Below are 14,201 nucleotides of genomic sequence, written 5' to 3'. Positions count from 1 at the left end.
TCTTAAACTAGTCTACCACAAAAAAATGCATAAAAAAAGCCAGTGATGTAGTATCACTGGCTTTTTTAAAATAGTTTTTTGAGTTTAGAACCAAGGCTTTTTACCAACTTGATAGGTATTATAAAATTCTTCGTCTGTCTTGGTGAGATAGATAATTCCTTCTATAATTCCGATAACTGCGGTAGCCATTACAATAAAGCTCCCAACAATTAGACACATGGTAGCATAGCCAATTATAGTGCTCACCAATAGTATGATCCCTTCCTTTTGATAGCCCAACAAGAATTTATGGACTCCCAATTGACCAAAAATAATGGCGAGGACTCCCACTAACACCTTTTTATTTTCTCCACCGGCACTAGCCAAGCCTTCTTTAAACTCATTGGCTGTTTTTTTGGCTTCATCACCTATATTTTTTGCGGATTCCTTACTCTCCTGGGAGAATTCCTTTGCCGATTCCTTAGCGTTGTCAAAAGCATCTTTGGCTTTATCATCTTTATCTTTGTTGTCTTCTGTCATGGTTGTGTTGGTAATTTAGATTATTAATAATTTAAAGGGTCGAACAATAAATATAACGATTAAATTTAACAATTATTTTCAACTTACAAAAACGCCTTATCCACTGGCTCCCAAAGCTCTAATTTATTGCCATCCGGATCTAAGATCCATCCAAATTTACCATAGTCGTAGGTTTCCATCTCTCCCACTACCGTTACCCCCTCCTCTTTTAAAACTTCTAGGAGTTCTTCTAGGTTTTCTACCCTAAAATTCATCATAAAAGTAGACTCACTAGGTTTAAAATAGGTAGTATCGTCTTTCATGGGACTCCACTGGGTACTACAATCGTTCCCCTCCTTGTCTTTCCACCAGAAGGTACAGCCGTATTGATCGGTATTTAAGCCTAGGTGTTTGTTATACCAGGATTTTACCTTGTCCGGGTCCTTTGTTTTAAAGAAAAATCCGCCCAATCCTGTTACTCTTTTTTTCATCTCGGTTGGTTATAATTTATAGTAGATAGCTTGACTTTCAATTATCTTTTACCCTCAATTTTCTCCTGGTACAGGGCAACCCACTCCTCCATCGTCATCTTGGAACAAAGTTCCCCAATAAGAGCGTAGGGGATAGTTTTCATATTCTTAAACCGGATACAGCTTTTCCCCATATCTGGCTTGGTGCTTAGGTGTTTGGGATACTCGCCCAGAAACCAATGTAACAGCTCCTCACTGGCATAAACCCCCATATGGTATACCGCCACAAAATTCTTTTGGGAAGCCAGACTCATAAAAGGAAGGGGAAGTTTGGGATCGCAATGATACCCCTTTGGATATTGGGAATGCGGTACCACGTAGCCCAACATACCATAACTTATCTGCTCTTCAAAGCCGGGAGGCAGGTTATCCAAGACAACCTGCCTTAGCTTACTTAACACCAGTTTGCGGTCTTCGGGAAGCTGTTCTAAATATTCCGTTGGGGAATTTGCCTGATATTGCACACCTTGGTTTTAGGGTTATTCCTTAAAGTTAGGAAAATTTTCCACAACTTTATCTACCACTGTCTGTGCTAATTTCACCTTACTCTCCACGGTCCACCCTGCCACATGGGGCGAAAGCAGTACATTTTCTGCTTCTATTAGGTAATTGAAAGCTGGAGGCAGCGCCGCATCATCGAACATATCCTCAAAGGACTTCTTTTCGTATTCCAACACATCCAATCCGGCTCCCAACACCTTACCGTCTTTTAGGGCGGCTACTAGATCTTCCGTTACTACGCATTTACCCCTAGCGGTATTAAAAAGCCAAATAGGGTTTTTAAACCCCTCTAGAAATTCTGTATTCACCATGTTTATGGTAGTTGGGGTCTGTGGCACATGAAGACTTACAATTTGGGATCGTTGTTTAAATTCCATGATACCTACCTGCCTGGCATTGGCATCCCCTACTCCCCCCACAATATCATAGCAGATAACCTCCACATCAAAACCTCTGAGTTTTTTGGCAAATGCCTTTCCCATATTACCATACCCAATAATTCCAACGGTTTTTCCATCGAGCTCCAGTCCCCTATTCCCTTCTCGGTCCCACGTACCGCTTCGCACCTCTTTATCTGCCTTGTTCAACTTATTAAAAAGGGATAAAATCATTCCTAGGGTATGTTCTCCCACTGCATTTCGGTTTCCTTCTGGGGCTGCAGCTAAGAATATCCCCCTGTCTTTTGCGTATTTGGTATCTATATTTTCTAGTCCAGCTCCCAACCGACCAATAAATTTTAAGTTGGTAGCCTTATCCAAAAACTGTTGGTCCAAGGTAAACCTACTGCGAATGATAATGCCGTCATAGGCGGCAATTTTATTTTCCACCTCCTCTTTGGTGGAGGTGTAATCTTCATGGTTTTCAAAGCCGTGGGCGGCAAACTGCTCCATGATTAATGGATGGTTAACATCTAGATGAAGTACTTTCATAGGTAGTTTATTTTTTATGGTTGTTTGTCTTCGGTTGTTTCTCTAATATAGTTTAGCGCTCGCCAATTCTTGGTAGCTGCCCCCTTTACGGATGTAAAACCATCAATTTAGGCTAGTAATAAACACCCTTGTGGCTGCACTAGGGATTGCAGCAAGCTACCGTGTAGCGCGGAAAGCCCGACACCGCCCTAAGCGGTGGAGTGCCCTAAAAATTTAAAATATGCTTGGCGATGGTAAAATAGATCAATATTCCCAAAACGTCATTGCTGGTGGTTATAAACGGCCCGGTGGCAATGGCAGGGTCTATCCCCCGCTTGTTAAGAAATATGGGGATAAAGGTGCCGATAACCGCCGCGTTTACAATTACGCTCACCAGGGCCACCCCGATGGTGATAGACACCATATAACTGGTGTTAAAGCCAAAATGACTGATCAGGATAAAGATTAAAGCCAGTGCCAATCCGTTTACCAGCCCCAGCAAGAGTTCTTTTCCTAGACGGCCCAGCAAATCCCCTTTCTTAATGGTATCATTGGCCAGACCCTGCACCACAATCGCCGAGGATTGCACCCCCACGTTCCCCGCAGTTGCCTGCATAAGCGGTATAAAGGCCAACAAAATGGGGAATTTGACAAAAGCGCCCTCGTAAACGTTGATTATACTTGCGGCCCCAATACCGCCCATCATCCCGATAAACAGCCATGGCAAACGGGCTCGGGTAAGGTCTAGGATGCTGTCATCTGCCTCTACATCCTGCGAAATACCTGCTGCTAACTGGTAATCCTTTTCGGCTTCCTCCCTAATGACGTCTACAATATCATCAATGGTAATCCTACCTACCAATCTGCCTATCTCATCGATCACCGGAATAGCTTCCAAGTCGTATTTAGACATAATCCTAGCAACCTCATCGGGCCGTTCGTTCACATTTACGTAATCTACCTTTGGGATATACACGTCCTTAATATTGGCTTTGGTAGAAGTTGTAAGCAGATCCTTTAGGGAGAGTCTGCCCTTTAATTTCCCTTCATCATCTACTACGTAAATGGAATGCACCCGGGTCACATTTTCTGCCTGCGCCCTCATTTCCTTCACACAGGTAAGCACGTTCCAATTCTCATTTACCTTCACCAACTCCTTCGCCATGAGTCCACCTGCAGAATGCTCATCGTATCGCAGCAGGTCTACAATATCCTTGGCGTGTTCCTTATCCTCCAGTTCAGAAATTACTTCCTGGATCATATTTTTGGGAAGCTCGCCAATGATATCTACCGCGTCATCGGTATCCAATTCATTTAACTCCTCCGCAATTTCCTTGGAAGAAAGGTTACCCAAAATGGCTTCCCTTACATCCTCATCGAGCTCAGTTAGGGTTTCCGAAGTTTTTTCGGTATCCAGTAATTTTATTAGATAGGTGGCATGATCCTCATCTAGCTCATTCATCAACTCTGCCACATCAGCATAGTGCACATCTACCAAAAGGGCAGTAATGGCCGCATCCTGCTGATTTTCTATGAGCTTTTCTATCTCATCTACAAATTCTTCGGTGAGTTTAAACGGTGTCATCCTGTATTTTCTTTGTCAACGCAATAAAATCGGTAACAGTCATTTGCTCGGGTCTGTACCCCAACATACCATCTTCCTTAAGAACATCGGAAAGGTTAAACACCTTTAAACTGTTCCGCAATGTTTTTCTGCGTTGGTTAAAAGCGGTTTTTACCACTCTTTTAAATAGTTTTTCATCCACCCCCAATTCAAGGTCGGCTTTCCTAGTTAACCGCAATACGCCCGAATCTACCTTAGGCGGGGGGTCAAAGACCTGTGGGGGAACGGTAAACAAGTATTCCGCATCGTAAAATGCCTGCACCAGTACAGAGAGAATTCCGTAGGCTTTGCTCCCATTGTTTTCACAGATACGCTCTGCCACCTCTTTTTGGAACATCCCTGAAAACTCGGGGATATACTCCTTGTAGTCCAGCATTTTAAAAACAATCTGGGAAGAGATGTTATAAGGGAAATTACCAGTTATGGCAAATTGCTCCTCTCCAAAGAGGCTTTTTAGATCGTATTTTAGGAAGTCGGCCTCCAGGACCTTAAAACTCCCATTGGGGTGTTTAGATTTTTGGTATTCCAATGAAAAGCTTTGGTTGAGATATTCAATGGACTCCCGGTCCAAATCCATCGCTACCAAATCTATATTCTTTTCTAACAGATATTTAGTGAGCACCCCGGTTCCCGGACCAATTTCAATCACATTCCGCACTCCCTGCAAGCGAAGCGTATCTCCAATATCTTTTGCTATAGCCTCATCCTTAAGAAAGTGCTGTCCCAGATGTTTCTTTGCCTTTACGGGGCCTTGTTCCTTCCTAGGCCTTGTAGGTGTACCTTGGGGTCTATATGTTTTTTTCGCCTTTTTGCTCATGTAGAAAAGTTGGAGTTTTATTAATGTTCACCTACCACGGCCAATTCTGTCCTAAAGGTGACAAACTTACCTCCAAAAAGTGACATTCCTTTACTACGTAGTCGCTCCGCATCTTCGGCATAGTATCTTTCCAAGGTTTCTTTAGAGTCTGTGGTGTATTGCACGGAAAATGTATGTCCGCCCATCTCTTCCTCTACCATCACCCTGGTCATTAATGCCTTGGAGAATTTCCCCGTTGCCAGCATTTCCGGAATATGGGTTTCCTGCATCCATTTTAGCCAGTCCTCCTTAATGGATTCTTCTATGTTTATGGTAACGTTATATATGTACATCTTATTATTTTATGCTTCCGGGGAAGCGAATTCCTATTTAATTTACGGGAGTCTATAGTAGGGATGGGTTATAACTCCCATTGACCTCCAATCCCTGTGTGCTCCACTAATTAATGCGGTCTCCCCGCAATTCCCTATAGTATTTCCTTGCTCGGGGAAAGAAATAACTATCCTGATGGTTAAAAATAATTTGCTCATAATGGGATTTAGCCTTGATAGGATTATCCAATACGGTACGGTACAGTTCTGCCAAGGCAAAATGGGCATCGTCTGCCAAGATATCCTGGCCATAAAATTCCACAATTTTCAGATAATTATATTCTGCTTTCCCATATTCTTTTAACTCAGTTAATATATCCCCTTGTTTCAGCAAGGCTTCATCCTCTATTTTCTCGCCCTTATGATTTTTCAATATTTCGTCTAGCAACAGCACGGCCTCCGTCTTTTTATTCTGGTAATTTAGAAAACTGGCCCTGGCGTATTTTTTTAAGGCCGTCTGGGTAGCGTCTTCCAAAGAGTTGTCTGCAATAAGCAAACTCAATTGCATGGCATCGTTGGCAATCAACTGGGAAGTAGCTGCCCGCAATACTTTTAATTGTGTTAGGGCCCAATCAAAATCCCCTTTATAAAAACTGGTCTGGGCCACTTTAAAGCGGGCTTCCTGTCCCAACACATCATTCTTTAAGTCGCGCTGAATTTGGGAATAGTAGATTAAAGCGCGATTAAATTCTTGGTTGTACACCAAAATATCTCCCAGCGTATTTTTTACATAGGCTTGCCCATAGTTGTTTAAAGGTAGCTCCATACATTGTTCCAAGATCGCTATAGCCGGGCCTGGCTGGTCTCGCTTAAAAGTCAGGAATTCTGCATACGCAATCTGCAGGGACAAGGTTTCTATCTTAAGTCCGTACTCTGCTACTAATTGGGCATATTTCTTTTCTACAGCCTGTAGCTTCTTATCATCTGCATCCTTTAATTCCAGTTCAATCAGATTCAACTGGGCGTCTAACACCACTCCTAGGTTACTGCTAGTAGCTTCAATAAAAGAATATACTTCTGTTGCCACATCAAATTCCTGTTCTTCCATGGCCATTTTCCCCAATCCCTGTAATCGCTGCAACGATTTTTCCTCGCTACGCCTATAGATGGCCCGTTCTTGACCAAAGGCACTACGGTATTCCTTTTGTTGCACAAAGAGCCAACTCAATAGTTCGTTCCAAAGCACGTTGGGATGTTGCTGTGCATTTTGTAAAAGGATGCGTTTAAATTTTAGATTATTGGGATGCTCGGCATCGGAGGTGATAAAATCGCTTATACTGCGAAGCACATTGGTCGTAGACACCCTGGTGTTGCCAATTAACTCTAGGTACGATTTAAACATCATCTCTATATTGCCCTGTTCCCCATAGATTCTTGCTATTTGAAAATTGAAATTCTGAGCCGGGTTTAATTCCATGGCGCGGGAAAAAGCCTTTAGGGCATAGTCCAACAATACGTATTGTTGAAATTTATAACCGATGCCATAGCCAAAGTTTGGGTGCTTTTCTAATTCTGCAAGGGCGCGATCGTAATTCTCGGTAGCCTTTTCCTGCATACCCTGCAGCGCATAATTTCGGCCCAGCTCTATAAAAACCGTTGGGTACTGATTTCCGGCACCAATAAGCTGTTGCAGCAATTCTTCCGCCTTATGATACTGCTCCAATTCCTGATAGCAGGCGATTAGCTGTTCCCTATAATCCGTACGATGCGGATTTTTGTCCACCAGCTTCTCATAAAATACCATGGCCTTGTCAAAATCCCCCTCCTCAAAATACTGTCTTGCCAGAAAGTCTTCTTGTGAAAAGGCCGACAGGGAACAAAAAAAGATAAAAATGAGGAAAATGGTTCGCACTGTTACTTTTTTATCAAAGATACGTAGAATGAACAAAGTGAATGGCAGCTATTGTTGGCATTTTTAACACAAAGCACAATTAGCAGGCATTTAGGACCGTAAAGAGCCCTGGAAATTGCTTACACGTCTCCTATTAGATTAGAATTGCCCCCGGCATGCATCCGAGGGCAGTTTATAATAAGGAGGGCTACTCATAGATGCCCTTACGTTTTCAACTTAGCGCTACAACCCCTTGTATGGGCTTGGCGCTTCTCCGCTCCTTTTTAGGAATTAGGAAAGTGAATAGCGCCACACCGCTGTAGTTATTGGAAGCTTAACAACCAAGGTACCTACCGACTAATAACTATTTAGTCTATTCTATCAAAGCCCGTATAGGGTCTTAGCACCTCTGGAATTTCGATTCCATTTTCGGTCTGGTAATTCTCCAATATTCCTGCCAACACTCTAGGCAAGGCTAGGGAGCTTCCGTTAAGCGTATGTGCCAACTGCATTTTTCCATTCTCGTCCCTAAAACGGAGTTTTAAGCGGTTAGATTGGAAGGTTTCAAAATTGGAGACCGAGCTAATTTCCAACCAACGGTCCTGTGCTGTGGAGAACACTTCAAAATCGAAGGTCAAAGCCGAGGTAAAACCAAGGTCTCCTCCACAAAGTCGGAGTATCCTGTAAGGAAGTTTCAATTCCCTTAGAATTCCTTTTACGTGTTCTACCATCCCGTCCAAGGCCTCATAGGATTTTTGAGGATGTTCTACGCGTACCAATTCTACCTTATCAAATTGATGCAATCTATTCAACCCTCTTACATGGGCTCCATAGCTACCCGCTTCTCTCCTAAAACAGGGAGTGTACGCGGTATAGGTGAACGGCAGGGCAGCTTCCGAAACAATCTCATCCCTAAAAAGGTTGGTAATTGGGACTTCTGAAGTCGGAATTAGGTAAAGGTCATCTGCACCTATATGATACATTTGCCCTTCCTTGTCTGGCAATTGTCCCGTTCCATAGCCCGAAGCTTCGTTTACCAAATGCGGAACCTGTATCTCCTGATACCCCGCCTCGGTATTTTTATCCAAAAAATAGGCAATCAAAGCTCTTTGGAGTTTAGCTCCCTTCCCTTTATACACGGGGAAACCTGCTCCAGTAACCTTAGCGCCCAGCTCAAAATCTATGATGTCGTATTTTTTTGCCAGCTCCCAATGAGGAAGTGCATTTGCTACCAATACAGGAATATCCCCTTCCTTAAAAATCTCTTCATTGTCTTCCTCAGAATTCCCTGCGGGTACGGAAGGATGTGGAATATTCGGAATTTGGTAAAGCAAATCTTGCAATTCCTTGGCCGTGTTCGCAAGTGAGTCCTGCAATTCTTTAGCCTCTTCCTTTAGTTTTCCGGTACGTTCCTTAAGCGCATTGGCCTCTTCTGCCTTACCACTTTTGTATAGCCCCCCAATTTCTTTGGACAGCTTATTGGACGTAGCCAAGGTATTGTCCAGACGAGTCTGAGCTGCCCTTCGCTCTTCATCTAACTGAAGCACCTTATCCAAAAGTGGAAGCGCCGCTATATTGCGTTTTGCCAACGCCGCTATCATCCGTTCCTTATCTTCGCGTATCGCCTGTAACTGTAGCATGAATTCTATTTTTTGGAGGTCAAATTTAAGCTTAATTGGAGAAGGAATCAATTTATTGCTAGAACAATTTGTTCTGCTCTACTATGGAAGGTAGATTCCCCCTAAAAACCATACTTTCTTATTGGCCCTAGAAGAAGGTCTTTACTGCTTTGGAGGCAGTATCCAGGGATTATGGCAAAAATAGTTCCACCGCACCTCGGCTAAGTCTGTCTCAGGATCTATAAAGGGCTGCTTGGGCTTCCCATTTACCCCTACGTTGGCATCCACAAATACCGAGACCTCTATCCCCTCTGCCTTATACTCCCGTTTTAAATACTGGGCAAACTGCCACATAAAATCTGGATAACTGGCTACCTTCCGCTGTTGGGCTTTGGTTAAATAGGTGTTTAAATCTACCAAATAAACATCGTTCGTAGCCTTATTCACCACCCTATAGGTGGCCATTCCCTCCCTGCTTCGCAACATCATCCTCCAACTCATCCTATGCCCCTCCTCGGTCCACAACACATCTCCCTTAATAAAATGATGCCTTACCGGAAGTATTAATTGCACCAAAAGATAAAGACCCCAAAGGGCAACAATCCAATTTCTATCAGGCGGCGCCACAGACACCACCTCCAAATAAGGGGCTTTCTTCTTTAAAAAGAGCTTTCGTATTACCTCTGGCGGAAAGAAGAATACGGTAAAAGCCAATGCCAAATAGGGAAATATCCCAATTTGAAAAATTATGGAATTGAATAGGTGGAAAAAGAAGGAGGCAATAAAGGCCCACTTCCTTGTGGGTTTCCAAAGCAGGGCGGGAACAATCAACAGATCGAAAAGGAATCCGGAAACACCTATAAACTGATGCAAGCTAGTATTTTGCAACCAATGACCCACCACGGGGTAATGCGCCTTTCCTTTAAAGAGAATTTCAATCACACTAAAGTCTAACCAATCCCCATACAGCTTAGCGATAGCCGCATAGGTATATACGATGAGCAACTGAAGTACAATTACCCATTTCACATAAGCATACATGCTATGCGCTCGGATCCTAGGATGACGTTTTGCATCTAGTGAATAGTCCTTATGCGCCGGTAAAAAGAACATCATACCGGAAATGAGCAACAACAGGTAGTAATGGTTGTTATAAGCCGTTTTCTGCATAAAATACACGCCGGCCCATAGGATGGTAAAGCTAAGGACGCTTATGCGGTATTTATATCCCAACGCAATACAGATCCCTAGGGTGCCCATGGCAAAGAAATAGAAATACATGCCAAATCCCGGCAAGGGCTGCAGCCATTCTATACCTATAAAAGAAAAGGTAAAGCTAGGGTCTATCAAATTGCGTTTCACCCATCCGGTAAGTATAGCCCCATAGCATTCAAAGCTCACCAATACGCCAAACAACATCCGAAAAACAACTAGCGGACTGTTATCTATCTTGGTGAACAGGAATCGTTCTAGCATTATTTGGGAATTAAGGAGAGGGAGGTTTCCCTATCTTTTCCCAACTGTATCTTTAAAGCTTCCAAGGAGTCAAACTTATATTCGTCCCGTATACGATCTACGATATCTATCTGAATAAGCCTTCCGTAGAGATCCTGGTCAAAATCGAAAAAATTAATTTCAATGCTGCGTTTGGTCCCTGCAACGGTGGGGTTTACCCCGATATTCATCATCCCGTAGACCTTTTTTCCATCTAGGACACTACTAACCACGTATACCCCATTTTTGGGGATCAACTTATACTCTTCGGCAATGGATAGGTTTGCGGTTGGGAAATCTAACTTTCTTCCCAGTCCTTTCCCCTTTACCACGGTACCCGTAAGCATATATTGATACCCTAAATAATTATTGGCCGTACGTACATCCCCCGCTTCCAAGGCCTTTCGTATTTTGGTAGAACTCACGGAAACATCGTCTATTTCTTGGGCCGATATTTCTTCCACCTTAAAGTCTAACGCCTCCCCGAATGAAATGAGATCATTGATATTGGCATTCCTATTCCGTCCGAAGCGATGGTCATAACCGATGATTATTTTCTTCACTTTTAGCTCGTTCACCAGTATATCCCGAACGAATTCCGTTGCAGATAAGCGAGAAAAATCCCTGGTGAAGGGATGGATAATCAGGTAATCTAGCCCCAAGGATCTAAGTATTTTAATCTTTTCATCTATGGTATTCAGGAGTTGTATAGACACATCTTGCTGCAAAACCATTCTTGGATGTGGAAAGAAAGTGAGGACGGTAGATTTTAGTCCCAGATCTTTGGCGTTTTTTATAAGTCGCTCCAATATCTTTCGATGACCTACATGAACACCGTCAAAAGTGCCAATCGTAATGGCGGTGGAATGCGCTTTATCGTACCTAGAGATGCCTTGAACTGTTATCACAAATTGAAATAATAAAAAATCCTATCTTTGAGTATGTACTAATATCTTGTTGATGGTTGTAAAATTACGCCTTGTTTTATCAATATCCATATTTTTTCTCAGCTTTTACGGGGCGGCACAATCTCCCTATTGGATAAAATCAGGTTCCTACAGCCAAAACACCCAACAGCAAGTAGTACCCTTAGAGGTTAAAAACGCCCAAATTTTCACACTAGATTCCCGTGTTTTTGGGGACCAATTACAGGCTACCATGGCTAGCAAGGGCAAAAAGACCTTGGCCTTCCCAAATGCAGCGGGGGAACTTACCTCCTTCCAAATTGAAGAGGCTTCCGTATTCTCACCAGTCCTGGCACAAAAATATCCAGCAATTAAATCGTACATAGGCCATAGCCTAGATGCTTCCGGAGACCGCATACGTTTTAGCGTATCCCATAAGGGACTTCAGAGCATGATTATCCATGGCAATGGGCAGCCTGCCACCTTTATGCAAAAAACCTCTCGCGCCAACAATGAGTATATGGTTTACAGGAGGGAGGATACCTATAGAATGAATACGGATTTTATCTGCGACACCCAATCTGTCACGGGACCAGAAAAAAGAATTTCCTCTCAGAAATTAGTAGATGGCCAGGAACTGCGAAAATACAGGGTGGCCATTTCCGCTACTGGGGAATACACGGCCTACCACGGGGGAACGGTTGCGGACGCCCTTGCAGGAATAAATGCGACCCTAACCCGTGTCAATGAAGTTTTTGAGCGCGACCTAGGGGTGCGGTTAGAACTGGTAGCAGCAACAGAACAGGTAATCTACCTCAACAAGGATACAGACCCCTATGGGGTGAATTTAAATTCTGAGGTGCAACACACCTTAACCACGGTAGTAGGGCCAGAAAATTACGATGTAGGACACCTTTTCCATAAAGACTTCAATGGAGGAAATGCCGGATTTATAGCCTCTGCATGCATCGATTCCAGGAAAGGAAGTGCCTACTCCTCTGGGAGTATGCCTGAAGGGGATATGTTTGACCTGGATTTTGTGGCCCATGAATTTGGACACCAGTTTGGGGCCAACCACACCTGGTCCTATGAATCTGAAGGCACCTTAGTGCAGGCGGAGCCGGGAAGCGGCACTACCATTATGGGATACGCAGGCATATCGGGAAAAAACAATGTGGCCTTGAAGGGGGACGATTATTTTCATTATTACAGCATTCTACAAATACTAGATTACATAGAAACGGCCAATTGCGGGGAAGTTATCCCTATTACCAACAACCCGCCTCAGATAACGCCTTCTGGAGATTACACCATCCCAAAATCTACCGCCTTTGCACTTACTGCCCATGCCGTAGATATAGATTCAACGGATATACTCACTTATAATTGGGAGCAGATTAATGACGGGATTGTCACCTATTCCAGCTTTGGTCCCACCAACCTTAGCGGAGCCAATTTTAGATCCATAAAGCCCAGTGTACAACCTACTAGGTATTTCCCTAGGCTAAGTAGTATTGTCAATGGCAACCTCACCCAGACCAATCCAACGAACAATAGCACTTGGGAAACCGTTTCGGACGTAGAAAGAGATCTCAGCTTCGCCTTAACGGTTAGGGACAATGCCCCAGGAGGGGGACAAGTAGATGCCGACCTGGTAACCGTAAAGGTGACAGACCAGGCCGGGCCTTTTAAAATAACCTCCCAAGCCGCGAATGAAACCTACCTAGCTGGCACTAGGCAGGAGGTCACCTGGGATGTAGCCAATACCAACCAATTTCCCGTGAACACACAAATGGTGGATATTTATTTTTCTGCCAACGGAGGGATCTCCTTTCCTAAATTACTTGCGGAAGGGGTGCCAAATGATGGGCAACACGATATTATCATCCCCAGTACCGCTACCAATTTAGCACGAATAATGGTACAGGCCCACGATAATATATTTTTGGCGGTAAACGCATCCAATTTCAGTATTGCCACTTCCGAGATAGTTTTGGACTTCCCTAAATTACAATATGAAGTATGCCAAGGAGACAACCTAACCACCTCCTTCACCTATAAAACCTTTGGAGGATTTTCTGAGGAAGCCACTTTTTCGGCCACTGGGATTCCTGCCGGACTTACTGTTGATTTTTCCCCTACCTCCACTGCAGTAAATGACACCTTGGTGAACCTCAGCTTTTCTAACACTAATGCAGTAACCCCAGGCAATTATCCCATCAATATATTAGCCACCACCCCCAGTATCACCAAGACCATCGCCATAGACCTAAGGGTATTGGACACTAATTATACCGACGTGGTGCTTCAATCCCCTGCCAATGGCGCCACCAATACCAATGTGGCCACGGTATTGGAATGGGCTCCCAACCCTTCACATACCTCCTACGAGTTGGAAATTGCCGAAGACCCCAGTTTCACTAATATTATTAGAGCAGATAGCACGTTATTTACCACCTACCTAACAGACAATCTAAGCGAAGGGAATACCTATTTTTGGCGGGTAAAGCCTAAAAACAGCTGTGGGGAGGGGACTTTTGGACCTGCCTTTAGCTTCTCTACCATTGATCTGGACTGCAATACCAAAACCGCTAACGGACTCCCCATGGCCATATCCACTACCGGGACCTCTACCATCACTGCCTCTATAGATATTATTAACGATCTGCCAATTGCAGATATGAATGTTACTATAGACCTTAAACACACTTTTCTGGCCGATTTGGAAATAGATCTAATTTCCCCCTCGGGCACCAGGGTAACCCTAGTATCCAATTCCTGTGGTGCAAGCGAGAATATCAATGCGACTTTTGATGATGATGCCAATAGTTTTATCTGTGGCACTAATCCTGCTATCCAAGGCACCGTAAAACCCCTAGGCTCGTTAAGCGCTTTTAACGGGGAGTCTAGCTTCGGCCAATGGACACTGGAAGTTAGGGATGTAGCACCCTCAGACGGGGGATTCCTAAATACCTTCTCTATAGATTTTTGCGTAGAGGGCACCCTAAGAATAGACGATGACAATGACGGTGTCTTTGATGATGGGGACGACCTCTGCCTAGGAACCCCACCAGGAACGCTGGTAGATTTAAATGGATGTCCG

General features: G+C 43.8%; 12 protein-coding genes. 1 reads left to right on the top strand and 11 read right to left on the bottom strand.

Features of this window, described 5'->3' with window-relative positions; genetic code table 11:
• Positions 1-84: 84 nt before the first annotated feature.
• The 11 genes from F1E73_RS05835 to F1E73_RS05785 form a co-directional block, all read right to left on the bottom strand.
• Complete coding sequence (locus F1E73_RS05835; RefSeq protein ID WP_086477730.1) at positions 85-519, bottom strand: TM2 domain-containing protein; 435 nt, start codon at positions 517-519, stop codon at positions 85-87.
• An 83-nt stretch (positions 520-602) separates the two neighbouring features.
• On the bottom strand, positions 603-989 hold the full coding sequence (locus F1E73_RS05830; protein ID WP_150451380.1) for a VOC family protein: 387 nt from the start codon (positions 987-989) through the stop codon (positions 603-605).
• Between the two features lie 41 nt (positions 990-1,030).
• Complete coding sequence (locus F1E73_RS05825) at positions 1,031-1,492, bottom strand: DUF1801 domain-containing protein (protein ID WP_150451379.1); 462 nt, start codon at positions 1,490-1,492, stop codon at positions 1,031-1,033.
• Positions 1,493-1,507: 15 nt separating this feature from the next.
• Entirely contained in the window at positions 1,508-2,458 is a 951-nt protein-coding gene (locus F1E73_RS05820; protein ID WP_086477733.1) for a 2-hydroxyacid dehydrogenase, read from the bottom strand.
• Between the two features lie 205 nt (positions 2,459-2,663).
• Positions 2,664-4,022 carry a magnesium transporter gene (mgtE, locus tag F1E73_RS05815; RefSeq protein ID WP_086477734.1) on the bottom strand — a complete coding sequence of 453 codons (1,359 nt, stop codon included), beginning with the start codon at positions 4,020-4,022 and terminating at the stop codon, positions 2,664-2,666.
• Complete coding sequence (gene rsmA, locus F1E73_RS05810) at positions 4,009-4,878, bottom strand: 16S rRNA (adenine(1518)-N(6)/adenine(1519)-N(6))-dimethyltransferase RsmA (protein ID WP_150451378.1); 870 nt, start codon at positions 4,876-4,878, stop codon at positions 4,009-4,011. Before rsmA ends, mgtE begins: the two co-directional genes overlap by 14 nt.
• A gap of 20 nt (positions 4,879-4,898) precedes the next feature.
• Entirely contained in the window at positions 4,899-5,210 is a 312-nt protein-coding gene (locus F1E73_RS05805) for a DUF4286 family protein (RefSeq protein WP_150451377.1), read from the bottom strand.
• A 106-nt stretch (positions 5,211-5,316) separates the two neighbouring features.
• Positions 5,317-7,101, bottom strand: a complete 1,785-nt coding sequence (locus F1E73_RS05800; protein ID WP_223883370.1) for a tetratricopeptide repeat protein — start codon at positions 7,099-7,101, stop codon at positions 5,317-5,319.
• A gap of 347 nt (positions 7,102-7,448) precedes the next feature.
• Positions 7,449-8,720, bottom strand: coding sequence for a serine--tRNA ligase (gene serS, locus F1E73_RS05795; protein WP_150451376.1), 1,272 nt, complete (start codon positions 8,718-8,720; stop codon positions 7,449-7,451).
• Between the two features lie 141 nt (positions 8,721-8,861).
• Positions 8,862-10,175, bottom strand: coding sequence for an HTTM domain-containing protein (locus F1E73_RS05790; RefSeq protein WP_150451375.1), 1,314 nt, complete (start codon positions 10,173-10,175; stop codon positions 8,862-8,864).
• Positions 10,175-11,101, bottom strand: a complete 927-nt coding sequence (locus tag F1E73_RS05785; RefSeq protein ID WP_086477739.1) for a bifunctional riboflavin kinase/FAD synthetase — start codon at positions 11,099-11,101, stop codon at positions 10,175-10,177. Before F1E73_RS05785 ends, F1E73_RS05790 begins: the two co-directional genes overlap by 1 nt.
• A gap of 52 nt (positions 11,102-11,153) precedes the next feature.
• On the opposite strand from F1E73_RS05785, the gene F1E73_RS05780 reads away from it, so the two are divergent.
• Positions 11,154-14,201: reprolysin-like metallopeptidase (locus tag F1E73_RS05780; RefSeq protein WP_150451374.1), on the top strand; the 3,048-nt coding region annotated here is incomplete at its 3' end.

This window comes from Arenibacter lacus (genome assembly GCF_008711145.1).
Taxonomy (GTDB): domain Bacteria; phylum Bacteroidota; class Bacteroidia; order Flavobacteriales; family Flavobacteriaceae; genus Arenibacter; species Arenibacter amylolyticus.
The sequence above is the reverse complement of the archived record's forward strand: the minus strand, read 5'-3'. Positions and strand labels throughout refer to the sequence as shown.